This window comes from Gemmatirosa kalamazoonensis, from assembly GCF_000522985.1.
GTDB lineage: Bacteria > Gemmatimonadota > Gemmatimonadetes > Gemmatimonadales > Gemmatimonadaceae > Gemmatirosa > Gemmatirosa kalamazoonensis.
In genome coordinates this window covers 402449-426877 of the sequence record NZ_CP007129.1, presented here as the reverse complement: position 1 = coordinate 426877, position 24429 = coordinate 402449, and the positions used below count along the sequence as shown (strand labels likewise).

The 24429-nt window shown below is 73.7% G+C and carries 18 protein-coding genes; 13 read left to right on the top strand and 5 right to left on the bottom strand.

Annotated features, from left to right (window positions below; translation table 11 throughout):
- Positions 1-2 precede the first annotated feature (2 nt).
- Positions 3-341, top strand: coding sequence for an antibiotic biosynthesis monooxygenase family protein (locus J421_RS24815; protein WP_025413813.1), 339 nt, complete (start codon positions 3-5; stop codon positions 339-341).
- Here J421_RS24815 and J421_RS24810 read toward each other — a convergent pair.
- Both J421_RS24810 and J421_RS24805 read right to left on the bottom strand, forming a co-directional pair.
- Positions 331-1572, bottom strand: a complete 1242-nt coding sequence (locus J421_RS24810; protein ID WP_025413812.1) for a M28 family peptidase — start codon at positions 1570-1572, stop codon at positions 331-333. The genes J421_RS24815 and J421_RS24810 overlap by 11 nt on opposite strands.
- A gap of 143 nt (positions 1573-1715) precedes the next feature.
- The gene (locus J421_RS24805; RefSeq protein WP_025413811.1) at positions 1716-5006 is read right to left on the bottom strand and encodes a WD40/YVTN/BNR-like repeat-containing protein; all 3291 of its coding nucleotides are present in this window, start codon (positions 5004-5006) and stop codon (positions 1716-1718) included.
- 138 nt (positions 5007-5144) lie between these two features.
- On the opposite strand from J421_RS24805, the gene J421_RS24800 reads away from it, so the two are divergent.
- Positions 5145-6074, top strand: a complete 930-nt coding sequence (locus tag J421_RS24800; RefSeq protein ID WP_025413810.1) for a sulfite exporter TauE/SafE family protein — start codon at positions 5145-5147, stop codon at positions 6072-6074.
- Between the two features lie 64 nt (positions 6075-6138).
- On the opposite strand, the gene J421_RS24795 is transcribed toward J421_RS24800, so the two are convergent.
- Positions 6139-8025: a multicopper oxidase domain-containing protein gene (locus J421_RS24795; RefSeq protein WP_025413809.1), complete on the bottom strand. Its 1887-nt coding sequence runs from the start codon at positions 8023-8025 to the stop codon at positions 6139-6141.
- A 161-nt stretch (positions 8026-8186) separates the two neighbouring features.
- On the opposite strand from J421_RS24795, the gene J421_RS33075 reads away from it, so the two are divergent.
- The 3 genes from J421_RS33075 to J421_RS24780 all read left to right on the top strand — a co-directional run bounded on the left by J421_RS33075 (position 8187) and on the right by J421_RS24780 (position 10805).
- Positions 8187-8576 carry a hypothetical protein gene (locus J421_RS33075; RefSeq protein ID WP_025413808.1) on the top strand — a complete coding sequence of 130 codons (390 nt, stop codon included), beginning with the start codon at positions 8187-8189 and terminating at the stop codon, positions 8574-8576.
- Positions 8573-9997: a sensor histidine kinase gene (locus tag J421_RS33070; protein ID WP_025413807.1), complete on the top strand. Its 1425-nt coding sequence runs from the start codon at positions 8573-8575 to the stop codon at positions 9995-9997. Before J421_RS33075 ends, J421_RS33070 begins: the two co-directional genes overlap by 4 nt.
- A 121-nt stretch (positions 9998-10118) precedes the next feature.
- Positions 10119-10805, top strand: a complete 687-nt coding sequence (locus tag J421_RS24780; RefSeq protein ID WP_236646365.1) for a response regulator transcription factor — start codon at positions 10119-10121, stop codon at positions 10803-10805.
- Here the strand turns inward: J421_RS24780 and J421_RS34540 are convergent.
- Both J421_RS34540 and J421_RS24770 read right to left on the bottom strand, forming a co-directional pair.
- Positions 10787-12718 carry an exo-alpha-sialidase gene (locus J421_RS34540; protein WP_312845252.1) on the bottom strand — a complete coding sequence of 644 codons (1932 nt, stop codon included), beginning with the start codon at positions 12716-12718 and terminating at the stop codon, positions 10787-10789. The genes J421_RS24780 and J421_RS34540 overlap by 19 nt on opposite strands.
- A 41-nt stretch (positions 12719-12759) precedes the next feature.
- Positions 12760-15402: an ABC transporter permease gene (locus tag J421_RS24770; protein ID WP_158508892.1), complete on the bottom strand. Its 2643-nt coding sequence runs from the start codon at positions 15400-15402 to the stop codon at positions 12760-12762.
- A 168-nt stretch (positions 15403-15570) separates the two neighbouring features.
- On the opposite strand from J421_RS24770, the gene J421_RS24765 reads away from it, so the two are divergent.
- From J421_RS24765 to J421_RS24730, 8 genes are all read left to right on the top strand, one after another.
- Entirely contained in the window at positions 15571-16509 is a 939-nt protein-coding gene (locus J421_RS24765; RefSeq protein WP_158508891.1) for a sulfurtransferase, read from the top strand.
- Complete coding sequence (locus tag J421_RS24760) at positions 16509-17024, top strand: YeeE/YedE thiosulfate transporter family protein (protein WP_025413802.1); 516 nt, start codon at positions 16509-16511, stop codon at positions 17022-17024. The genes J421_RS24765 and J421_RS24760 overlap by 1 nt, the downstream gene beginning before the upstream one ends.
- The gene (locus J421_RS24755) at positions 17021-17623 is read left to right on the top strand and encodes a YeeE/YedE thiosulfate transporter family protein (RefSeq protein WP_025413801.1); all 603 of its coding nucleotides are present in this window, start codon (positions 17021-17023) and stop codon (positions 17621-17623) included. The genes J421_RS24760 and J421_RS24755 overlap by 4 nt, the downstream gene beginning before the upstream one ends.
- On the top strand, positions 17620-18195 hold the full coding sequence (locus tag J421_RS24750; protein WP_025413800.1) for a rhodanese-like domain-containing protein: 576 nt from the start codon (positions 17620-17622) through the stop codon (positions 18193-18195). Before J421_RS24755 ends, J421_RS24750 begins: the two co-directional genes overlap by 4 nt.
- Positions 18189-19553 (top strand): aminotransferase class V-fold PLP-dependent enzyme, encoded by a 1365-nt coding sequence (locus tag J421_RS24745; protein ID WP_025413799.1) that lies wholly within the window; start codon positions 18189-18191, stop codon positions 19551-19553. Before J421_RS24750 ends, J421_RS24745 begins: the two co-directional genes overlap by 7 nt.
- A 236-nt stretch (positions 19554-19789) precedes the next feature.
- Positions 19790-20071 carry an ArsR/SmtB family transcription factor gene (locus J421_RS24740; protein ID WP_025413798.1) on the top strand — a complete coding sequence of 94 codons (282 nt, stop codon included), beginning with the start codon at positions 19790-19792 and terminating at the stop codon, positions 20069-20071.
- A gap of 9 nt (positions 20072-20080) precedes the next feature.
- Positions 20081-21460, top strand: coding sequence for a 1-acyl-sn-glycerol-3-phosphate acyltransferase (locus tag J421_RS24735; RefSeq protein ID WP_025413797.1), 1380 nt, complete (start codon positions 20081-20083; stop codon positions 21458-21460).
- A gap of 98 nt (positions 21461-21558) precedes the next feature.
- Positions 21559-24411 carry a hypothetical protein gene (locus J421_RS24730; protein ID WP_025413796.1) on the top strand — a complete coding sequence of 951 codons (2853 nt, stop codon included), beginning with the start codon at positions 21559-21561 and terminating at the stop codon, positions 24409-24411.
- Positions 24412-24429: the final 18 nt, after the last annotated feature.

The window sequence follows — 24429 nt, the reverse complement described above, 5'->3', positions numbered from 1 at the left end:
CCATGATCAGTCGCATCTGGCACGGCTGGACGCAGCGCGCCGACGCCGACGCGTACGAGGCGATGCTGCGCGCCGAGGTGCTGCCGGGCATCGGCCGCGTGCGCGGCTACCGCGGGGCCCACCTCCTGCGCCGCGACGACGGCGCGGAGGTGGAGTTCGTGACCATCACGCTGTTCGACGACCTCGACGCGGTGCGCGCGTTCGCCGGCGAGGACTACACGCGCGCCGTCATCCACCCGCCTGCCCGCGCCCTGCTCACCCGCTTCGACGAGCGCTCGGTGCACTACGACACCGTGCTCTCGCCGGAGCAGGTGCGCGAGCAGATGCGCGCTACTTCCTGACCGGGATCCCGCCGAGCTTCGCGCCGGTGAGCGTCGCGACGGCGCCCAACGTCGTCTGCGCCGCGTTCAGGCCGAGGCGGAAGTCCTTGTCGCTGAACGTCGCGAACACGTCCGTCGGCTGGTGCCAGTGCGGGTCCCAACCTGCGCCGACCTCGCGGCCGCGCTCGTTCTCGCGCAGGCTGATCGCCGCGACGAGATCCTTGAACGGGTCGCTGTCGGTGTTCGTCATGTGCGGCCCGACCTGCGCCGGGTAGTCGGTCGCGTACTTCTCGTTCGCGCGGTGGAAGATCCACGCGAGCTTCTGCGACGAGTCGGCCATCTTCGAGTTCGACTGGAACTCGATGTTGACGTCGGCCTCCGGACGCTGCTCGGGGCTGATCGTGCCGTCGGGGCGCGGCATGCCGTGGTCGAACATCATCATGTCGTGCTGGATCATGCCGAGCCACTTCGGCTCCGGGTACTTGCCGGATCCCGCCGGGCTCTCCTTCCCCTGCAGCGCCGCGCGCTGGTCGACGTACGCGTGCGCGCCGTTCAGCCCCGTCTCCTCGTTGTTCCAGAGGATGAAGCGGATCGAGCGGTCGGTGTGCACGTCGGGCATGCTGAAGACGCGCGCGAGCTCCATCACGACCGCGGTCCCGGAGCCGTCGTCGTTCGCCGCCTCGTTCCAGCCGTGGCCGTCCATGTGGCCGCCGACGATGTACATCTCCTCCGGATGCGTCTCGCCGATCTTCGTGCAGTAGACCTCCTCGCGCGGCCCCGGCGTCGTCGGCTCGGCGTCGAGCGCGCGGATGCGCGGGTCGGGCTGCCGGAGCGAGTCGGTGTTCACGCCGGTGCGCGTGCGCACGCCGCGCAGCCGGCCGCCGCCCTGCGCCTGCGCGCTGCGTCCCGCCGCGGCCGCGCGCGCCCGCGTCGCACTGTCCACCGTGCGCGGCGGCGGCGGCTCGTACGTGTACTTGATGCGCTCCGTGTTCGTGCAGCCGTAGCTCTTCAGCTGCGCCTCGATCCAGTCGACCGCGTCGCGGTTGCGCTTCGTCCCCTGCCGCCGGTCGCCGAACTGCGTGAGCCCCTTGACCGTCGCCTTGTAGTGCTCGAGGTCGAGCCGACCCACGAGCACGGACGCGGGGTCGGTGGTGTCGACCGTCGCCGGCGGCAGCGGGACGACCTGCGCCTGCTGCGCGCCCGCCTCGGCGGCGAGCAGCACGAGCGACGCGGCGATGATGCGAGTCTTCATGTAGATGCTGGCTCCTCGTGGTTCGACCTCTCGCGCCACGCACGACTCCACGGAGAAGGATCGCAACTCAATGAATTCCACGAATTCACTGAATCGAAGAACCAGAACGTGGAACCGTGCCGGGCGCGTTCCAACGCGACCTTCTAACGCGACTCGGGCACCGCGATCGGCGGCTGGCCCGCGGCTCGGCGGCGAGCGTTCAGCGCCGGGAGCCCCGTCGTCTCCAGTACGCGCCACCGGGCCATGACGCTGGCTGCCCGCTGCTGGGCGCGGGTGGCGGCCGCGAGCTGGTCGGCCGTCGGCGGCACCTCGGCGTTCTGCATCGCCATCGCCGCGGCGACGAGCGCCGAGCTGGCCGACTCGAGCGTCGGCGGCGCGTTCGCGGCCGCGCCGCGGCGGAAGCGGGCCGGCAGCCGGCCGCCCGCCGGCCGCTGCGGCGCGGGTGCCAGCGACTCCACCTGCGCGCGGAACGCCTCGGCGTCGGCGCCGGCCGAATCGAGCCGCTGGCGCAGCGTCGCCGCACGGGCCGCCGCGGCGTGCGCGGCGACCGCCGCGTCGTAGAGCGTGCGCGTGAGCGTCGCGACCCGCGTCAGCTCGGCCGCCGGCGTCTTCACGCGCGGGTCGAGGCGCAGCGTGAGCGGCTTCGTGTAGCTTCGCCCGCCGACCGTTAGGCGCACCGTGTACCGACCCGGCGGCGCCCACGGCGCGTACACCTGCGGGAACGTGCGCCGCGGCACCGCGCCCGTCGCGTCGTCGTCGCTCCCCGCCGGCACGTCCGCCTCGGACACCGGGTCGTAGCGCAGGTCCCAGCTGACGCGGTGCAGCCCCGCGCTCGTGCCGATGGTCATGCGCGGCGCCGGCCAGTAGAGCGGCAGGCCGCAGTCGGGCGCGGTCGGCGTGCGGCGGCAGATCTGATCGTACGCCAGCGGGTCGACGGCGGGATCGGGGCCGGTGCGGTTGTCGGCGCTCGTGTAGTGGCGGATCACCCGCGCGCCGTCGAGGATCTCGATCGTCACCGGCCCCGTCGCGTCGGCGCCTAACGCGTAGTCGATGATGCCGCCCGGCGGCGGGTTCTCGCCGGCCGTCACCTCGGGCGGCAGCGGCGTCGGGTCCACCGTCGCGAAGCGCACGCGCACCGCCGTCGCCGGCGTGAACAGGAACGCGCCTCCGGACGTCGTCGCCGCGCGACGCTCGGCTTCCTGCCGCAGCGGCGTGATGTCGTCCATGATCCAGAAGCCGCGTCCGTGCGTGCCGGCGATGAGGTCCGCGCACAGGCACGTGCTGTCGTCCTTCACCTGCAGGTCGCGCACGGAGACCGCCGGCATGTTGCGCCGGAGCGACTGCCAGTGGTCGCCGTCGTCGAACGACACCCACACCTGCGTCTCGGTGGACGCGTACAGCAGCCCGGGCTTGCGCGGGTCCTCGCGGATCGCGTTCGCCACCGCGCCGCCGGCGATGCCGGTGTTGATCTCCGTCCACGTCCTGCCGCCGTCGTGCGTGCGCCAGAAGTGCGGGTTGTCGTCGTCGACGCGGAACGTGTTCGCCGCCGCGTACGCCGTGCGCGTGTCGAAGTGCCCGGCGTCGATGTTGAAGATGCGCGTCCACGGCGTGATCGCCGGCGGCGTCACGTTCGACCACGTCGTGCCGCCGTCGAACGTCACCTGGACGTTGCCATCGTCGGTGCCGGCCCACAGCACCTTCACGTCGCGCGGCGAGGGCCCGAGCGCGGTGATGCTGCCCAACGGTGCCGGCGTCACCTGGCTCGCGTACTTGCCCGTGTTCGCCGGCACGGCCCACGTCGGGCGCGCGAGGTCGGGGCTGATGCGCGTCCAGCTGTGCGCGCGGTCGGTCGACTTCCACACCGCGTTCGACGTGTAGAACAGCACGTCGGGATTCGCCGGCGAGAACGCGATCGGCATCGTGCGCACGTTGCGCGAGAACTGCGTGCCGCGCGCCTCCGCGCTCGGCCCCACCTGCGCCGTCTGCCCCGTGCGACGGTCGTAGCGCGACACGTTCGTGCGCGCGGATCCGAAGATGACGTTCGGATCCCGCGGGTCGGGCGCCGCGATGCCGTACTCCTGGATGTTGACCGGGAACCAGTCGCGGAACGTGATCTCGCCGAGCGTCGCGCGGCTCGCGACGCACGCCGAGCCGGAGTCCTGCTGGCCCGCGCAGACGTTGTACGGGAACGCGTTGTCGGTCGTCACGTGGTACATCGCCGCGGTCGGCTGGTTGTACCAGTCGCTCCACGACAGCCCGCGGTTGCCGCTCACCACCGCGCCCTGGTCGGAGACGGCGAGGAGGATGTTCGTGTCGTTCGGGTTGATCCAGACGCGCTGGTAGTCGTCGCCGCCCGGCGCGCCGCGCACCGCGCTCCACGTCGCGCCCCCGTCCTCGGTGCGCCACATCACCACCGACGCGCTGTAGACGACGTTCTCGTTCTTCGGATCCACCGCCACCGTCGGCAGGTCGCCGCCGCCGATGCGCGCGAGCGGCCGCGGGTCGCGCGTGTTCGGCGTGGCGAGCGTCCAGTGCTCGCCGCCGTCGTTCGACCGGTAGAAGCCGACGATGCCGGTGACGGCCTGCGGCCCCTGCGCGCCGGGCGCATTGCCGGCGATCATCGCGTACACGACGCTCGGGTTGCTCGGCGCGAGCGCGATGTTCGCCTGGATGACGGCGGGCAGCCCCTCGGTGAGCTGCTTCCACGTCGTGCCGCCGTCGGTCGACTTGAAGACGCCGTTCCCCGCGCCGCCGAAGCCCTGGCCCTCGATGAAGCTCTGCTGCTGCTGCCAGAGCGTCGCGTAGACGACGTTCGGGTCGCGCGGGTCCACGCGCACGTCGTTCGCGCTCGTGTACTCGTCCTTGTAGAGCACCTTCTGGAACGAGCGCCCGCCGTCGGTGGACCGGTAGATCCCGCGCTCGGCGTTCGGCCCGTACGGGTGGCCTAACGCGGCGACGAACAGGCGGTCCGGGTTCCGCGGGTCGACGTCGATCATCGCGATCATCCGCGTGTCGTCGAGGCCGAGGTGCGTCCACGTGCGCCCGCCGTCGGTGGACTTGTAGACGCCGTTGCCGGTCGAGAGGTCGGGGCGGATGATGCCCGCGCCGGTGCCGACGTAGATCACGTTCGGGTCGCTCGGCGCCACCGCGATCGCGCCGATGGAGCCCGTCGGCTGGTCGTCGAAGATCGGCACCCAGTTCGCGCCGTAGTCGGTGGAGCGCCACACGCCGCCGTTGTCGAACCCCGCGTAGAACACGTTCGGCTGGCTCGGCACGCCGGCGGCGGCGCGGGCCCGGCCGGCGCGGGTGGGGCCGATCTGCCGCCAGCGGAGCGCGGACCACACGTCGGCCGGCGCGACCGGCGCCTGGGCGACCGCGGCCGCGGACGGGAGGGCGAGAAGGAGGGCGAAAGTGAGGCGGTAGAACGGACGCACGAGGGCTCGCTCCTGGGGGGAAGGCCGGAAACGCTATTCGGCGGCTCCCCCCGCAGCAAGCGACGGCCCCCCTGCGTAGTAGAGAGGCGCGCGGTATGGTGTGGACAGGCGCGCCCCTCCCCCCGGCCCACCCGACTCATGAGTGCCAAGCTCGCTCTCCTCGTCGCGCTCGGACTGTTCGCTGCGTTCTACCTCGCCGTGCTCGTGCGCGGCGCCCGTCAGGCGCGGCAGCGCACCGGCGACCGCGGCACCGCGACGCCGGCCGGCGTCGCCACGGGCTTCGTGACGAACTTCTTCGACACGCTCGGCATCGGCTCGTTCGCCACGACGACGGCGATCTTCCGGCAGTGGCGCATGGTGCGCGACGAGCGCATCCCGGGCACGCTGAACGTTGGGCACACGCTCCCCACCATCGCGCAGGCGTTCATCTTCACGACGCTCGTGCCGGTCGGTGCGAAGACGCTCATCGGCATGATCGCCGCCGCGATCCTCGGCGCGTGGCTCGGCGCCGGCGTCGTCGCGAGCTGGTCGCGGCGGCGCGTGCAGATCGGGATGGGGATCGCGCTCATCGCGATGGCGCTCATCATGGCGTGGCGTACCGGCGTCGGCGATCCGACGGGCGGCAACCTGCTGGAGCTCGACGGCGCGCTCCTCGTCCTCGCGCTCGCCGGGAACTTCTTCCTCGGCATGCTGATGACGTTGGGCATCGGCCTCTACGCGCCGTGCATGATCCTCGTCAGCCTGCTCGGCATGAACCCGAAGGCGGCGTTCCCGATCATGATGGGATCGTGCGCGTTCCTCATGCCGGTGGCGAGCGCGCGGTTCGTGCGCGAGCAGGCGTTCGACGTGCGCGCGGCGCTCGGCCTGCTCATCGGCGGCGTGCCGGCGGTGCTCATCGCGGGGCTCATCGTGAAGTCGCTCCCGCTCACCGTCGTGAAGTGGATCGTCGTGGTCGTCGTGCTCTACACGGCGACGACGCTGCTGCTCGCGGCGCGCAAGCGCGAGGCGAGCGAGGCGCTCGGCCAGCCGGCGCCGGTGCCTAACGAGCCGGGGGTGGCGACGCCCTGAGAGGCGGATGCCCGCGCGCCGTCTCACTGGTCCTCCCCCGAGCCGTGAGCATGGCGCGGTGTGCCTAGCGATCCCCTGACGGCGACGCTCTGACCCGCACGGGCACGACGGTCGTGTGCGCCGTCGGTCGCCCGGCGACGATGAGCGCGATACTCAGCGCGTAGTCGCCCGGTGCGGTGGGGGTGAGCTCGAAGTCGCGCGTCACGCCTGCCGCCGTGTTCTCCCGCGCGGGTTGCGGGACGGCCTGGGCGGCGGGCACGTCGCGCCCGTCGCGCCCAATCACTCGCCACGTCGCGAGCGCCCCGCCCGGCTCGCGCAGCGCGAGCGCGTGCGCGTCGTTCGCCGAGATGTCGATCACGCGCAGGCGATAGCGCGTGCCGGCGACCAGCGACAGCGTGTCGGGCGTCGCCTTCCCGTTGACGAAGGTCGGCGCGTCGGCGCCCGGCCCGCCGGTGGCGATCACGAGCAGCCGCTCCACGCGCGCGTCGAGCGGCGCCCCGGGCTCCAGCACGAGCAGCGGCCCGTAGAGACCCGACACCAGCTCGTCGCCACGCTCGCTGTGCACGTGGTAGATGAACGTCCCCGCGCGGGGCGGCGTCATGCGGGCGATGAACGAGTCCCCGGGCGCGATCATGGGTGCGATGCGTCCCGCCGCACCGCTGAATCCGCCGACGCCGTCGTAGTAGCTCTCCAGCTCTATCCCGTGCCAGTGCACGCCGATCGGCGTCGGCAGTCGGTTGTGCACCGTGATCTGCACGGGCTCCCCGCGCGTGAGGACGAGCGGCATGCCGGGGATACGGATTGAGTCCGGCGCCGGTGTGCGCGCCCCGTCCTGCAGCACGAAGCCGAAGCCCGGCCGCTCGCCGAACACGCGCGGCCGCGTGTCCGCGTAGAGTTGCAGCACGCGCGCCGGCCGCGCCGTCGCCGCGGCCGTGTGCGCACCCGGTGGCGGGCGCACGGTGATGCCGAGCAGCAGGCCCGCCATGTCGTGCGCCTCATGGCCGTCCGTGGCGCCGAGCCGCTGCGCGGCGCTCATGTGGGCGAGGATGTGACAGTGGAAGAGCCAGTTGCCCGCCCGGTCCGGCGACCACACGATCGACATCCACTCGCCGCGCCGCGTCGCGATCGTCACCGCCATCGGCTTGATCGTGCTCGTGAGCGCGCTGTCGTGCGCCGCGTCGCCGCGCGCGATCACGCGGTAGTAGAAGCCGTGCAGGTGCATCATGTGCAGCTCGTCCGACGCGTTGATCACGTGCCAGCGCACCGAGTCACCGACCGCGTACGCGAGACGCTCCGTGTGCGGCCACGACAGCCCATTGAGCGCGTTGAGCTGGAACGTCGCCGTGCCGATCTGCCCGTCGGGCGTCCAGCGTGTCATCACGAACACGCGGTCGCCGAGCCGCGGCCCATTCGCCGGATCGACGACGAGCGCGCCGACCAGCTGGCCGTTCACGTCGGACACGGGGACGCGCGCATCGACGGCGCCGGCCCAGTAGTACCACGCGCCGAGCGCAGTCGCGCGGAAGCGGAACTCGCGCGTCGCGCCGGGCGCCACGAGCACCGAGTCTAACGTGCTGTCGGCGCGATCCCGCAGCCCCCGCACCCACAGCGGCGACGCGAGCGCGTTGCGCACGGTCGCGCGCACCTCGGTGCCGGCGCGGACGCGGACGAGCGGACCGGGGATGCGTGCCGTCTTCCCTTCCTCCGCGAACGCGCGTACGCCTAACGCGCAGCCGCGCGGTCCGTCCGGACGCCAGCTGACCCCGCGCGCGACGAGGTGCACCGTCAGCACGCCCTCCCGCAGCCGGCCCGCGGCGACACGGTTGTCGTTGGGCGCCGCCGCGGGCGCCTCGACGCGTGGCAGCCCCGCGCAGTCGGCGGCGGGTGTTCCGGAAGCCGGGTGGCGAGCGCCGAGCGCGACGACGCCGGCCGCGACGAACGAGCTCCACATCCTCGCCTCCCCTTCGTTGTCTCGAGCGTCCGGGTCCGCTGCTCGCGGGGACGTGCCGGGCGAACGTACGGCTCGGCGTGCCGGCGCGGAACGCCGCGCTTCACAACTTCTCCACACGTCCGGCATTGCCTCGACGGCGCGGGCACGCGCATCGTGGACCCATGCCCCCCCGCCTCCCCGCCGTCCGCTGGCCGACGCTGCTGCTGCTCGCGAGCATCGGCCTCACCGCGCTCGGCCTGCTCGAGGCGACGCGCGCCGTGCGGCGGCAGCGCGAGGTCGCCGAGCACGCGCTCCGCGACTACGCGGGGTTCGCGGCGTGGAGCTACGCGCAGCACGTGCAGGACGCGATCGGCCGCGCGACGAGCGAGGCGCTCGGCGCGGTGAACCACGGCGAGGGCGTGCACACGAGCCACCGCATCCCCCCGCGGCGGACCTCGCGCACTACCTGCCATGGGACCCGCGCTGCTACTGCCACCGCCCGCGCTACGGCGGCAGCCCGCTCATCTTCTTCGGCTGGCAGCTCGGCAGCGACACGCTCGGACTCGGCGTGAACACGCACCCCGATCCGACCGAGGGATGGGAGGTGGACCGCCCGCTGCCGCAGGAGTTCGTCGCGCACTCGCCGCGCATGATGGGCCACATGATGGCCGACCACATGATGCATGGGCGCCTCGTCGATTACACGGCCGGCGAGCGGCGGTGGATCAACGACACGATCTCGCGCCAGGTGCGCGGCGCCGGACGGCTCGGCTACTTCCCGGTCGTGCTCGCTTCGTACGACGGCGTGCCGCGGCTGCTCGTGTACACCGTCATGCCGACGTCGTGGGGCGACACGCTGGTGTACGGCGCCGAGTACCCGCGGTCGTCGCTCGAGGCGCTGTTCCGCGAGGTGATGAACGAGCGCGCGCTGCTCCCCGAGACGTTCGCGCGCGGGCGCCGGCCGCGCGAGGTGTTGCGTCTCCAGGTGAGCGACGCGCACGGCACGCCGCTGTTCGACTCCGACCCGGGGTCCGGGCGATGGACGCTCGACGACACGACGCGGCTGCCGAAGACCTACGGTTCGGTGCTCGTGCGCGCGCAGATCCGCCCCGAGCTCGCGGGCACGCTCGTCATCGGCGGCCTGCCGAAGTCGCGCCTCCCGTTCCTGTTAGGCATCCTCGGCCTGTCCGCGGCGCTCGCGCTCGTCGCGCTCGGGCAGATCCGCCGCGAGGGCGAGCTCGCGCGCATGCGGGCCGACTTCGTGAGCTCCATCTCGCACGAGCTGCGCACGCCGCTCGCGCAGATGCGCGTCTACCTCGAGACGCTGCGCCTCGGCCGCTTCACCACCGAGGAGCAGCGCCGCTGGTCGCTCGACAACGTGGAGCGCGAGACGACGCGCCTGGGCCACCTCGTGGAGCGCGTGCTCCGCTTCTCCGGCGTCGGCCGTCGGCTCGGCGGCGACGTGTCGCGCGCGCCGGAGGACGTGTCCGCGGAGACGGCGCGCATCGTCGACGAGTTCCGTCCGCTCGCCGCGGCGCGGCGCGCGACGGTGACGTGCGACGCCGAGCCGACGCCCACGCTGCGCCTGCAGGAGGGCGCGCTCCGCCACGTGCTGCTCAACCTCCTCGACAACGCGGTGAAGTACGGCCCCACCGGCCAGACGGTGCACGTGCGCGTGCGATCGACGGGCGACCGGGTGCGACTCGAGGTGCACGACGAGGGCCCCGGCGTGCCCGCCGCCGACCGGCAGGCGATCTGGCGTCCGTACCAGCGCGGCCGCACGGCGGGGCACACGTCGGGAAGCGGCATCGGGCTCGCAATCGTGCACGACGTCGTGTCGCAGCATGGCGGACGCGCGTGGGTCGCCGACGACGATGGCCGCGCCGGCGCCACGTTCGTCGTCGAGCTGCCGGCGGACAGGATGGACGCGCCCTCGGCCGCCGCGCGCGTGCACGAACGACAGGACGTGCCGCGTGGCGTTGTGACAGGATGAACAGGACGGACAGGATGCCTTTCGACACCGACAACAAAGGCAATGTCTTTGGTGTTGGTGGTGCAGTTCATCCTGTCCGTCCTGTGCATCCTGTCGAGCACGAAAGGCAACGGCTGCTGTCATGATGGGCCGCGTGCTCGTGGTCGAGGACAACCTGCCGCTGGCCGAGGGGATCGCGTACAACCTGCGGCACGAGGGGCACGAGGCGCGCATCGCCGAGGACGGACGCGCGGGGCTCGCCGAGGTGCGCGCATGGGGACCCGACCTCGTGATCCTCGACCTCACGCTGCCACAGATGGACGGCTACCAGGTGCTGCAGGCGATCCGGCAGGACCGCAACCAGGTGCCGGTCATCATCCTCACCGCGCGCGGCGAGGAGGCGGACAAGGTGCGCGGCTTCCGGCTCGACGCGGACCAGTACGTGACGAAGCCGTTCGGCGTGCTGGAGCTGCTCGAGCGGGTCGGCTCGCTGCTCCGCCGCTCCGCCGCGCGTGCCGGTGTGCCGAGCGCCGAGATCCGCTTCGGCGACATCGTCGTCGACACCGCGGCGCGCACCGTGACGAAGGGCGGCCACGCGTGCACGCTGTCGCCGAAGGCGTACGACCTGCTGCTCGCGCTCGTGCGCCGCAACGGCTCCGTCGCCACGCGCGCCGAGCTGCTGAGCGAGGTGTGGGGATACGGCGCGTTCGTGCTGTCGCGCACCGTCGACTCGCACGTCGCGGAGCTGCGGCGCAAGCTCGAGGACGACCCCGCCGCGCCGCGCCACGTCGTCACGGTGTGGAAGGTCGGCTATCGATTCGAGCGCTGAGCGCGCACCCACCGCGGGTCGAGCGCCGGATCCGCGGAGACCACTCGCACGCCCGTCCCATCGGCGTTCATCACGTAGAGCGCGTCGGCGCCGCCGCGCGCGGAGATGAACGCGAGCCGCTCGCCGTCGGGCGACCAGGCGAGCTGCCCGTCGTATGCCGCGTCGACCGTTAGGCGCGTGCGCCGGTGGTCCGCGACGCGCACGACCTCGATGTCGTAGTTCGTGCCGCGCGTGGCCTGGAAGGCGAGCCGCGTGCCGTCCGGCGACCACACGGGCACGTCGTCCTCGGCGGCATCGTTCGTCAGCCGCTCCAGGTCGCGTCCGTTGGGGCGCACGCGGTAGAGCTCCCGGTTGCCGTCGCGGTTCGACACGAACGCGATCCACGCGCCGTCGGGCGACCACGTGGGCTCGGCGTCCTGCGCGGCGTTCGTCGTGAGACGCGTCCCGCCGCTGCCGTCGGCGTTCATGACGTAGATCTCCGCGTTCCCGTCGCGCGTCGACGAGAGCACGATGCGTGAGCCGTCGGGCGACCACGACGGGTCGCGGTCGTCGCCGGGTGAACGCGTCAGGCGCTCGGCGCCCGACCCGTCGGCGCGTACCACGTAGACCTCGGCGTCGCCGTCGCGCTGCGACGTGACGAGGATGCGCGTGCCGTCCGGCGACCACTCGCGCGTGCTCTTCGCGACGATCGGTGAGAACAGCGGCCGTGCGCCGCGGCCGTCGGCGTCCATCACCCAGAGCTCCCAGTGCGTGCCGCTCACCTGCGAGGCGAACGCGATGCGCGAGCCGTCGGGCGACGGGAGTGGGAAGCGGTCCTGGTCCGCGCGCGTCGTGAGCCTCGTCGACATGCGGCCGTCGGCGTCGGCGAGGTAGATCTCCCAGTTGCCGTCGCGCTTCGAGGCGAACGCGACGCGCGGCGCGTCCTCGGACGATCGCGCGGCGGGATCGATGACGACGTGCTTGATGCGCTCGCGCTTCCACGTGTACGTCACGTGCACCAGCCCGTCCGACGTCTGGATCACGGCCGGGTACGAGTACTCGCCCGGGTCGCGCTCGAGCACGAGCGCGTCGGTCCACGACGCGCCGTCGGTGGAGAGCGCGACGTTCAGCGGCGTGCGCGCGTCGGTGGACCGGTTGTACACGAGGAGCTGGCGGCCGTCGCCGAGCGTCACCGCGTCGATGCCGGCGTTCGGGTTGGGGAGGCTTGTGAGCGCGACCGGGCTCCACGACCGACCGCCATCGTCCGACCAGCTCTCGAAGATGCGCCCCGACCGTGTGCGGCCTAACGCCTGCACGCGCCCGCCCGCGTGCAGCAGGAGGCTCGGCTGGATCGCCTCGATCGCGGCGCCGTCGCGCGGCTCGGGCAGCGGGACCGCGGTCCAGCTCCGGCCGCCGTCGGTCGAGCGCTCCACGTGCGCGCGCCACACGCTCGGCGCGTCGCTCGACTCGGTGCTGCTCGGGGCGAGGATCGTTCCCGACGGGAGACGCACCGGCTTGTTCTTGATCGGGCCGAGTATCCCGTCGGGCAGCCGCTGCGCCGCGCTCCACGTGCGCCCCTCGTCGCGCGACGTGCGCACCATGCCCCACCACTCCGCGGGGCTCGGACCCACCTTGTAGAACAGCGAGAGCGTGCCGTCGGGCATGCGGAACAGCACCGGGTTCCAGCACGGGTAGCGCGTGCCGTCGGTCTCCACGCCGGTGGCCACCTCGACGGGCGCGGTCCACGCGCCGTGCGCGTAGCGCGACAGCCAGATCCCGACGTCCGGCGCCCGCTCGCGCGTACCGCCGAACCACGCCGCGGCGAGCCCGTCGCGCGTCTCCACGATCGTCGACGCGTGCGCCGATGGGAACGGCGCGGACTCGTAGACGAATTCCGCGCGCACGACGCGCTGCGAATGGACCGTGTCAGGCACCAGAAGACCGAGCGCGAGACACGCGCGGAGAAGACGTCGCGTCACGGCTCGCTGAGGACGGTCACCGGGCTCCGCGCCGTCGCGCGGCTCGCCGGCCACCACACCGCCACGAGCGCGACGACGGCCATCACCGCGCACGATGCGGCGAGCGTGGCGGCGTCGAACGGGCCCACGCCGTAGAGCTGGTGCGCCAGCACGCGCGCCACCGCGAGCGCCGCGAGCACGCCGAGCGCGAGCCCGGCGCCGACCACCGCGCCGCTGTCGCGCACGAACAGCCCGACCACCGCAGGACGCGTCGCGCCGACCGCCATGCGAATCGCGAGCTCGCGCTGCCGCTGCTGCGCCGCGTAGGCGACCACGCCGTAGATGCCCAGCGTCGCGAGCAGCGCCGCGAACGCCGCGAAGCCCGTCAGCAGCGACGTCATGAACCGCGCGCTCGCCAGCTCCCGATCCTCGTCGTCGACCGTGAGCACGTCGCGCACGATCGCGCGCGGGTCGACCTCGGCGACGGCGGCCCGGGCCATCCGCGCGGCGGCGCCGGGCGACGTGCCGCGTGCGCGCAGGTAGAACGAGCCGTAGCGGCCGAGCTGCGGGTTCTGATAGTACGGGATGTAGACGTCGTTCGCGTCGGCGTCGACGTAGGTCTGCCGCACGTCGGCGACGACGCCGACCACGGTGCGCCACGGCGCGGGCGCGGCGCCGGGCTGCATCGTCTCGTGCGGCCGGATGCGCCGGCCGAGCGCGTCGCCGTTAGGCCACAGCCGCCGCGCGAGCGTCTCGCTCACGACGGCGACGGGCTCGCTCTCGACGCGGTCGGCGTCGGTGAGCGCGCGGCCCTTCCGCAGCGCGATGCCGAGCGTCGCGAAGTAGCCGTCGCCGACGGCCACGACGCCGCCGGCGACGCCTTCACCGGCGCGCCCGTCCACGTCCACCGTCTGCGTCGGCACGTCAGCGTAGGGCGGCCAGCTCGCGTACGCGGGACGCGGGCCGCCCGCGGCGGCCATCCGCTCGGCCAGCCGCGCGTAGAAGCGCTGGAACGCGGCCGCGTCGGGGTACGTCTCCTGTCGCAGCCGCACGCGCACGCGCACGATCCCCGCCGTGTCGTAGCCGAGGTCCGTGCCGATCATCGCCACGGCGCTGCGGATCATCAGCCCGCAGCCCGCGACGAGCGCGAGCGAGCCCGCGATCTCGAGCGCGACGAGCGTGGAGCGCGCGCGCCGCATCACGGGTCCGTCGCTGCCGGCGCGTCCGGCGCGGCGGAGCGACTCGGCGAGCCGCCGCTGCCAGGGCAGCAGCGCGGGGACGCACGCCAGCAGCAGCGCGATGAGCACGCTCACGCCGCCGACGAGCGCGAGCACCGTCCAGTCGACGCCGATCGCCGACGGGCCGGCCGGCGCGGGCTTCCCCAGCTCGGCCTCGATGCGCGGCGCGAGCGCGCGCAGCGCGGCGGCGGTGAGCGCGACGCCGCCGGCGAGCGCGGCGCCGCACAGCATGCCGATCTCCACCAGATGCAGTCGCAGCAGCGACGCGCGGCCGGCGCCGAGCATCACGCGCACCGCGACGTCGCGGCCGCGCCGCATGGTGCGCAGCAGAGTGAGCACGGCGACGTTGACGCACGTGATGGCGAGCACGAGCCCCGCCGCCACCGCGATCGCGACGAGCCGCGGACGCATCTCGCGCACGTAGCGCTCCTGCATCCCCTCGACGGTGACGCCGGGCCAGTCCGGCGGGATCCACGTCGCGGCGGCGCGCACCGCTTCCGTTAGGCGCCGCGCCGCGCGCTCGGCCGTCACGTCGTCGCGCAGCCGTACGACGTACGTCGTGGCGTGCGTGCGCAGCGGCGTGAGCACGTCGACCTGCGTGTCGCTCGTGCGCCCGTACCAGAAGCCGGGCGCCATCACGCCGACGACGTGCAGCGTCTCGAACGTGCCCGGGTGCCCCTCGACCTCGACGCGCAGGCGGCGGCCGAGCACGCGCGAGTCGGCGCCGAAGCGCCCGCGCCAGAGCGCGTCGCTGATGAGCGCCGCGCGTCCGTCGGCGTCCGACGCGTAGTCGTCGGCGACGAGCGGCCGGCCGATCGTCGCGCGCACGCCGAGCCCGCGCACGAAGCCGAACGACACGCGGAGCGCGGCGAGCGCCTGCGCGTCGGCGCCCTCGCCGAGCGTGTAGCTCACGCCCTGCGAGGTGACGGCGTCGCGCACCACGTCGCGCAGGGTGGACCAGTCGAGCGTCGACATGCCGTGCGGCTCGACCGGTCCCGGCGGCGCGTACATCACGTGGTAGAGCCGGTCGGCGTGCGCGTACGGCAGCGCCGTGCGGCCGAGGTACGCGTGCACGACCGCCGCCGCAGACGCGGCGAGCGCGAGGCCGAAGGCGAGCGACGCGACGGTGGCGAGCATGAACGCGGGAGTCGCGCGCAGCGAGCGCCACGCGATGCGCACGTCGCGTCCGAGATCGTCGGGGAGCGCGGCGCGCAGGTCGCGCAGGTCGTCGCGGTGGCGCTCCACGCCGCCGAACGCGGCGAGGGCGCGGCGCCGGGCCTCGTCGGGGGGGAGGCCGCGACGCACGTTGGCCGCGGTCTCCATCTCCAGGTGGAACGCGAACTCCTCCCGCGCGCGGCGGTCCGCGGCGCGCCGGAACAGCGCGGCGCGGAGTCGGGCGGCGATCCCCTGCACTCGGCTCATGCGGGCCTCCCTCGGATGCGCGGTCAACATTGGGCGGCTTCTTGTAGAAATCAAGAGGACGGGCCGCTGGACGTCACAACTCCTGCACAACCTCTCCACGGCGCGCACATCCACTCGGCCGGCCGATCCCGCATCCTGTCGCCGCACCCCCCAACAGGAGAGGAATCGATGTGTAGGACTCGTCGCGTCGTGCCGGCCGTCGTCTCGCTGCTCCTCTATGCGCACTCGCCGTGCGTCCACTTCGCCGGCGCCCAGACCACCGACCCGCGCGCGCAGATCGCCGTCTCCACCGCGTGGCTCGCCCAGCACCTGCACGACCCCGACCTCGTGCTGCTGCACGTCGGCGACCCCAAGGAGTATCCGGCGACGCACATCGCCGGCGCACGCTTCGTCAGCCTGCAGGACGTCTCCGTCCCCGAGCACGGGCACGACATGGAGAAGGGGCTCATGCTCGAGCTGCCGTCCCCCGACTCGCTGCGCCAGCAGCTCCAGGCGTTAGGCATCTCCGACCGCTCGCGGATCGTCGTCTACCACGCGAACGAGTGGGTGTCGCCGTCGACGCGCGTCGTCTTCGCGCTCGACGCCGCGGGGCTCGGCGCGCGCACCGTGTGGCTCGACGGCGGCCTCACGGCGTGGGTGGCCGAGGGACGTCCGACGACGAGCGAGGTGCCCGCGCGCACGGTGGGCACGCTCGCTCCGCTGAAGATCAAGCCGCTCGTCGTCGATGCGGCGTGGGTGAAGGCGCACCTCGCCGCGCCGGGCGTGCGCGTCGTCGACGGCCGCGCGGCGGTGTTCTACGACGGCGTCGAGGCGGGCGGCCCGCGCAAGGGCCACATCGCCGGCGCGGCGAGCGTGCCGTTCACCGAGGTCACCGACGACAAGGGACGGCTGAAGAGCGCCGCCGAGCTCGAGGCGCTGTTCACGAAGGCCGGTGTGGGCCCGAAGGACACCGTCGTCGCGTACTGCCACATCGGGCAGCAGGGCACGGCGGTGCTGTTCGCGGCGCGGACGTTGGGGCACCCGGTGCGGCTGTACGACGGCTCGTTCCAGGAGTGGTCGCGCCGCACGGATCTCCCGGTCGAGAACCCGGCCGAGGGCAAGCGGTGATGCGCGACACGCGTGCTCGCCCGTACGCCGACCCGTACGTCACCGGCGTCGCGCTCGGCCTCGTGCTGCTGTCGGCCTACGTGATCGTGGGACGCGGGCTCGGCGCGTCGGGCGCGTTCGCGAGCGTGGCGGCGACGGCGGCGGAGGTCGCGTCGCTCGCTCGCGCGCGCGGCAACGCGTTCTTCGCCGAGCACCTCGGCGGGCCGCTGCTGCGCGGCTGGCTCGTGGTGGAGATGCTCGGCGTACTGCTCGGCGGCTTCCTGTCCGCGGCGCTCGCGCGGCGCCTGCGGCTCGACGTCGAGCGCGGCCCGCGCACCGGCGTCGGCGCGCGCCTCGCGTTCGCGATCGCGGGGGGCGCGTTCATGGGTGCCGGCGCGGTGCTCGCCCGCGGCTGCACGAGCGGGCAGGCGCTCACCGGCGGCGCACTGCTCAGCGTCGGGAGTTGGACGTTCGTCGCCGGCGCGTTCGGCGCCGCGTACGCGGCCGCGTGGGCCGCACGGAGGGTGTGGACGTGACCGCCCCGCTCACGGAGTACGGCGCGTTAGGCACCGGCGGCGCGCTCGCCGCGGCGCTCGCCATCGGCGTCGCGTTCGGCTGGTGCCTCGAGCGCGCGGGGCTCGGCAGCGCGCGCAAGCTGATCGGCCAGTTCTATCTCACCGACCTCACCGTGTTCAAGGTCATGTTCAGCGCGATCGTCACCGCGATGCTCGGCGCGTTCTGGCTCGGCCGGCTCGGACTGCTGGATCTCGGCCGCGTCTACGTGCCGGAGACGTTCGTCGCGCCGCAGCTCGTCGGTGGGCTGGTGTTCGGCGTCGGCTTCCCGCTCGCGGGCCTCTGCCCCGGCACGTCGTGCGTCGCCGCCGTCACCGGGCGGCTCGACGGGCTCGCGGTGGTGCTCGGCGTGTTCCTCGGCGTGCTGGGCGCCGGCGCCGCGGTGCCGTCGATGTCGCGCTTCTTCGCGAGCACGCCGCGCGGCGCGTACACGATCCCCGACGCGCTGCACCTGCCGTACGGCCTCGTCGCGTTCGGCATCGCGCTGCTCGCGTTAGGCGGGTTCGCGGTGGCCGAGCGAATCGAGAAGCGTCTGCCCTTCAACGAGCCGACGCACCGATGATCACCACGAGACGAGTTCTCGGCACCTCCGCCGGCGTGCTCGGCGCGCTGGCAGCGATCGCCGGCCGGCCGTCGCCGAACGCGCCGACCACGATCGACGTCGCCGCGCTCGCGCGCGAGATCGACGGCCAGACCGACCACGTGAGCGCGCTGGAGCTCGCGGGGTGGATCCGCGACCGCCGCCCCGGCCTGCGCGTGCTCGACGTGCGCTCGGCGGCGGAGTTCGAGACGTATCACATCCCGTCCGCCGAGCACGTGCCGCTCGCCACGCTCGCGGCGATGCGACCGCGCGCCGGGGAGACGCTGGTGCTCTACTCCGAGGGCGGTGCGCATGCCGGGCAGGCGTGGGTGCTGCTCCGCGCGCTCGGCTTCCGCGACGTGTACTTCCTCGCCGGCGGGCTGCTCGATTGGATGGAGGACGTCATGCGCCCCGCCGTGGCCGCGGGGCCCGACGCCGAGCGCGTCGCGGCGCTCAGCCGCTACTTCGGCGGCACGCCGCGGTCGGGCGCGGACGTGCCTGACGAATCGTCGTCGGCCGCGGCGGTGGCGCGGCTGCGGAGGCGCGGGTGCTGACCGAGCGCGTCGAGCGGCCACGCGCGATCGTCGACTTCGCCGAGCTGCGCGCGCGCGAGTTCTCGCGGCTCGACGCCGGCGCGCACGCGTACCTCGACTTCACGGGGAGCGCGCTGTACCCCGAGTCGCTCGTCGCGGAGCACGCGGCGATGCTGCGCGAGGCGGTGCTCGGCAACCCGCACTCCGAGAGCCCCGCGTCGCTCGCCAGCTCGGCGCTGCTGGCCGAGGCGCGGTCGCGCGTGCTCCGCTTCCTCGACGCCGACCCGGCGCGCTACGGCGTCGTGTTCACCGCGAACACCACCGGCGCGATCCGGCTCGTGGCCGAAGGGTTCCGGTTCGCGCCGCGCGCGCCGCTCGTCCTCGCGCAGGACGACCACAACTCGGTGAACGGCATGCGCGAGTACGCGCGGCGCGCCGGCGCACCGGTGCTCTACCTGCCGCTCGACGAGGAGCTGCGGCTCGTCGGCGCGGCCGAGGAGCTGGAGGCGTTAGGCACCGGCGGGCTGTTCGCGTTCCCCGCGCAGTCCAACTTCTCCGGCGTGCGGCATCCGCTGTCGCTCGTGCGCCAGGCGCGCGCGCTCGGCTACAGCGTGCTGCTCGACGCGGCGGCGTACGTGCCCACGAGCCCCCTCAGCCTGCGCGACGTCCCCGCCGACTTCGTGGCGCTCTCGTTCTACAAGATGTTCGGCTACCCCACGGGGCTCGGCGCGCTCGTTGCGCGCATCGACGCGCTCGACGCGCTGAAGCGGCCATGGTTCTCGGGCGGCACCGTGGAGTTCGTGTCGGTGCACCACGACGCGCACCTGCTGAAGGACGGCGTCGAGGCGTTCGAGGACGGCACGCCGAGCTTTCTCGCCATCGCCGCCGTGTGCGCGGGGCTCGACTTCCTCGACGGCGTGGGGATGGAGCGCATCCGCAAGCGCACCGGCGAGCTGACGGGCGCGCTCGCCGCCGAGCTGCGCGCGCTGCGGCACCGCAACGGGAACCCGTCGGTCACGCTCTACGGGCCGGCCGACGACGTGGGCCGCGGCGCGACGCTGTCGTTCAACGTGCTCGATACGGCGGGGCGCGTGGTGCCGTACTGTCGCGTCGAAGAGCGAGCACGAGCGGCACGCGTCTCCGTGCGCGGCGGCTGCTTCTGCAACCCGGGCGCGGCGGCCGCGGCGTTCGGCTTCCCGCGCGACGCCACCGTCGCCTGCCTCGATGCGGCGCGGCGCACGGGCTGGTCGCTCGACCGGTTCGCGGCGTGCCTCGGCGATCGCCCGGTGGGCGCGGTGCGCGCGTCGACCGGCGTGCCGACGAACGCGGCCGATCTCGAGCGCCTCGTGGCGGTGGTGGACGGGATGACGATCGGGTGACGAACGGTTGACGGGCCCCCTCTAGACTCGTCGCCGATCGATCGGTCAGCGCACGGGGGTGACGCTGTCCACCGATCGCCGGGCACCCGTCACGGGGGCGCTCCGGTGCCAGACGGAAGCAGCAACGGACGCAGCAGCCGATGTGTGGAAGCCAGTGCGCGGGCCGACGACCGGGGGGGTCGCCGGCCCGCGCGCACGTTGCCAGGTTACGTAACCGCCCGGTTAGGTAACCGCCGATGGCCACCGACCCATTGAGCCTCACGTTCGCCGCCCTCGCCGACCCCACGCGGCGCGCCATCCTCGCGCGTCTCGCCGACGGCCCCGCGACGGTGAAGGAGCTCTCCGCGCCGTTCGCGATGACCGGGCCGGCGGTGTCGAAGCACCTCAAGGTGCTCGAGCGCGCGGGCCTCATCTGCCGTGGCCGCGACGCGCAGTGGCGTCCGTGCACGCTGGACGCGGCGCCGCTGCGGCAGGTGGCCGAGTGGGCCGAGCCGTACCGGCGCTTCTGGATGCGTTAGGCACGCGGCATGTCCCCGCACGTGCACGTGTCCCGGCTCGCCACGCTCGTCGCGCGGCTGTTCTACCGCCTGGAGCTCGCCGGTGAACGGCCGCCCGCACGCGGCCCGCTGCTCGCCGTCGCGAACCATCCCAACTCGCTGCTCGATCCGGCGCTCGTGACGCTCGCCGTCGGCCGGCCGGTGCGCTTTCTCGCGAAGGCGCCGCTGTTCACCGACGCGAGCGTCGGCTGGCTCGTGCGCGCGAGCGGCGCGATCCCGGTGTATCGCCGGCAGGATGGCGCGGTGCCGAGCGGCGCGAACGACGACTCGCTGCGCGCCGCCGAGTCGGCGCTCGTGGCGGGCGACGCGATCGCGCTGTTCCCCGAGGGGATCAGCCATGCGAGCCCCGGCCTCGCGCCGCTGAAGACCGGCGCGGCGCGCCTCGCGTTAGGCGTCGCCGCGCGACTCGGCGGCGCGTTCCCCATCGTGCCGGTCGGCATCACGCTCGACGACCGCGCCACGTTCCGCTCGCGCGGCCTCGTCGCGCTCGGCGACGCGGTGTCGTGGGACGACCTCGCGACCGCGGCGGCGCGCGACGGCGCGGACCCCGTGGAGGCGACGCGCGTGCGCGAGCTGACGGCGCGCATCGAGCGCGCGATCGCCGCCGTCACGGTGAGCTACGAGTCGTGGGAGGACGCGCGGCTCATCGCGCTCGCTGACGAGGTGCAGCTCGCGTCCACGGCGCCGTCCGACACGCCCCACGTCGCGGGCGGCGAGCGGCTCGAGCGGCGCCGGCTCGGCGCGACGGTGCTCGCGCGGCTCCGCGCGGACGGCGACGATGCGCCGCACGGCGAGCTGCGCGCCGAGGTCGCGGCGTTAGGCGGCGAGCTGCGGCGCCACGCGCGGCTGCTGCACGCGCTGCGGCTGCGGCCGCGCGACCTCGCGCTCCGGACCGACGCGGCGACCGCGCTGCACTGGGCGGGTCGACGAGCGTATCTGCTGCTGCTCGCGGCGCTCGCCGCGGTCGGCTCGGTGCTCGGCTGGATCCCCTACCGGCTGACCGCTCCGATCGCCGCGCGGTTCCCCGGCGCGTCGGAGGTCGACGTGCGCGCGACGGCGAAGGCGCTGATCGGCGGCGCGGTGTTCCTCGCGTGGATCGTGCTGCTCGCCGTCGTGGCGTGGTGGCGCATCGGCTGGTGGGCGGCGCTGGCGACGCTCGTGCTCGTGCCGCCGCTGCTCGTCGTCGCGCTCATGACGAACGAGGCGACGGGCGCCGCGTGGCGCGATGCGCGCCGCTTCCTCACGCTGCGCCGCCGCGCCGATCGGGTGGCCGAGCTGCGCGCGCGACAGGCGGCGCTCGCCCACCGCATCGAGGCCGTCGTCGCGCGGCTGGACACGCTCCAGCACTAGCGCCCGGCGCTCCGGAATAAATCCGCACCGCCGCAGCGTCGCTCGGTGCGGGAGGACCGGTCGGCCTTCCCGGACTGGCCCGGTTCCCGAGACTCACGATGCAGCAGAGCACCCGACTCCTCGCGCTCGCTCCGGCACTCGCTGTCCTCGCCGTCGCCTGCGGCCCCGACGCGGCGCCGACGACGTCGCCCGCCCACCTGCCGGGCTTGCCGTCGTTCTCCACGTCGGCGCCTGCCGCACCGACGCCGCTCTCACCCGCGGACGGGGCCGGCGTCACCGCACCGCTCACCATCTCGTGGTCGGCGACGATCGATCCCGCGGCGACGAACGGCGGCTACAACTGGCAGGTCAGCACGTCGCCGACGTTCGCCACGATCGCCGCGGCCAACTCGACCAACCCGCAGACGACGCAGGCCGTCGTGAGCGGGCTGCCTAACGGCACGTACTACTGGCGCGTCGACGCGGCGAGCCCCGTCTTCACCGACGGGGTGTCGGCGTGGTCGGCGACGCGGAGCTTCATCGTGACCGGCACCGGCGCGGGCGCTCCGGCGACGCCGACGCTGCTGCCGACGCAGGGCTACTCGACGTTCCACCCGGAGGAGGTGATCCGCTTCCACTGGCGGCCCGCGACGGGCGCGGTCACCTACCGGCTCGAGGTGTCGAGCGACGCGACGTTCCCAGCGACGGTCACCGCGGGCGCGGTGTCGTTCGCGATCGACAACGTCCCCGACACGACCTACGGATTCCAGTGGGGCACGAGCCTCGGCCAGGGTCGCTTCTTCGCGCGCGTGTTCGCCGTCAGCGCCGACAACCCGCAGACCGGCGTCCGCAGCCTCCCGTCGAACACGATCGACTTCACCGTCTCCTACACGAACCCGATCGGACCGCCGCCCGTGCTGACCGCGCCCGCCGACGGCGCCGCGGTCACGCTCCCGTTCACGCTGACGTGGGCCGACGTGCCCAACCCGCAGCCGTCGGGCTACGAGGTGCAGATCGCCGCCGACCCATCGTTCGCCGTGAACGAGGCGGTGCTCGGCGCGCAGCTCACCAACCCGCGGTTCGACGTCCTGTCGCTGACGGCCGGCAAGAAGTTCTGGCGCGTGCGCTCCGCGCAGGGGATGGCGTCGTCGACCACGGTCGCGATGACCGCGTGGTCCACCGTGCGTACGTTCACCCTCTCCACGGCGCCGGCGACGCCGGTGTCGATCACGCCGGTGAAGACGCCGCTCTACAGCGGCGACGTCACGTTCGTGCAGGTGCAGCTCAGCGCGGGCGTGCCCGCGGGCGGCGCGACGCTCACGCTCGCGAGCTCGAACCCGGCGGTGCTTCCCGTGCCGGCGACGCTCGCCGTGCCGGGCACGTTCGGGCTCGTGCAGTTCCAGACGACGGCGGGTCAGGTGACGGCACCGACGCCGGTGACGCTCACCGCGACGCTGAACGGCGTGTCGACGAGCAACGCGGTCACCGTGCTCCCGCCGTCGCTCCAGTCGCTCACGGTCTCGTCGCCTAACGTGAGCGGCGGCATGCCGGCCGGGGCCACGCTGCTCCTGAACGGGGTGGCGCCCACGGGCGGGGCGGTGGTGGCGCTGACGAGCAGCACCGCCGCGGCCCTGCCCCCGTCGACGGTGACCGTCCCGGCGGGCAGCGCCTCGGTGCCGGTCAGCATCCCGACGAGCGACGTCGCGACGAGCACGCCCGCGACGATCACCGCGAGCTGGAACGGTACCTCGGTGCACACGCAGCTCACGGTGAGCCCCTCGCCCGCACCGACGTCGCTCACGCTCACGCCGACGTCGTTCGTCGGCGGTGGCCCGGGCTCGGTCGACGGCCTCGTGACCATCGCGGCCGCCTCGCCGTTCGATCAGACGCTGCGCGTCACGAGCGACAACCCGACGGTGCTCCCGTTCCTCTCGTCGGCGACGGTGATCCCCGCCGGAACGACGCGCGGGAGCATCCTCGTGCTGCCGGCGGCGGTGTCCACGACCACCGTCGTGACGATCTCCGTGACCGGCGGCGGCGTGACCCGCTCGGCCGCGCTGACCGTCACCCCCGCGGCCACCACACCGCCGCCGACGCCGACCGCGCCGACCTTGCTCTCCCCGGCCGTCGATGCGACGCCGGCGCAGCCGGTCCGGTTCGACTGGAGCGACGTGACGGGCGCCGCACGCTACGTGATCGAGATCGACGACGAGAACACGTTCGCCGCGCCGCTGGTCACGAGCGCCACGGTGACGACGTCGGCGGCGACGTTAGGCGGCCTCCCGGCGCGGCGGCTCTGGTGGCGCGTGCGCGCGCAGAACTCGGCCGGCACGTTCGGGCCGTACGCCGCCGCGCGCCGGTTCACGCCGCTGGCCGCGACGACGACGACCACGGCTGCGCTCGCGTCGGTCGCCGTGAGCCCGACGAGCGTCACGGGCGGGGGCACGCCTAACGGCACGGTCGCGCTGACCGCCGCCGCGCCGAGCGGCGGGATCGTCGTCACGCTCTCGGACAACAGTGCGGCCGCCAGCGTGCCGACGAGCGTGACGGTCCCCGCCGGCGCGACGTCGGCGACGTTCGCCATCTCGACGTCCGCGGTCGCGGGTGCGACCAGTGTCACGATCACGGCCACGGCAGGCGGCGTCACGCGCACCGCGACACTCACCGTGAACCCGCCCGGCACCGCGCTGACGGCGCCGAGCCTCGTGAGCCCCGCGGCCGACCAGCGGTTCACGCTCGGCCAGTCGATCACCTTCGATTGGAGCGACGTGTCGGGCGCGGCGAGCTACACGATCGAGATCGACGACGACGACAAGTTCCCGGCGCCGGCGGTGCTGAGCCAGACGGTCACCGCGTCGCAACTCACGACGGCGGCGCTGCCGGCGCGGACGATGTGGTATCGCGTCCGCGCCAACTCGGCGAGCGGCGGCGCGGGTCCCTGGTCCGCGGCGCGGCGCTTCGAGGTGCGGTGAGACGGGGATGCCTGACGG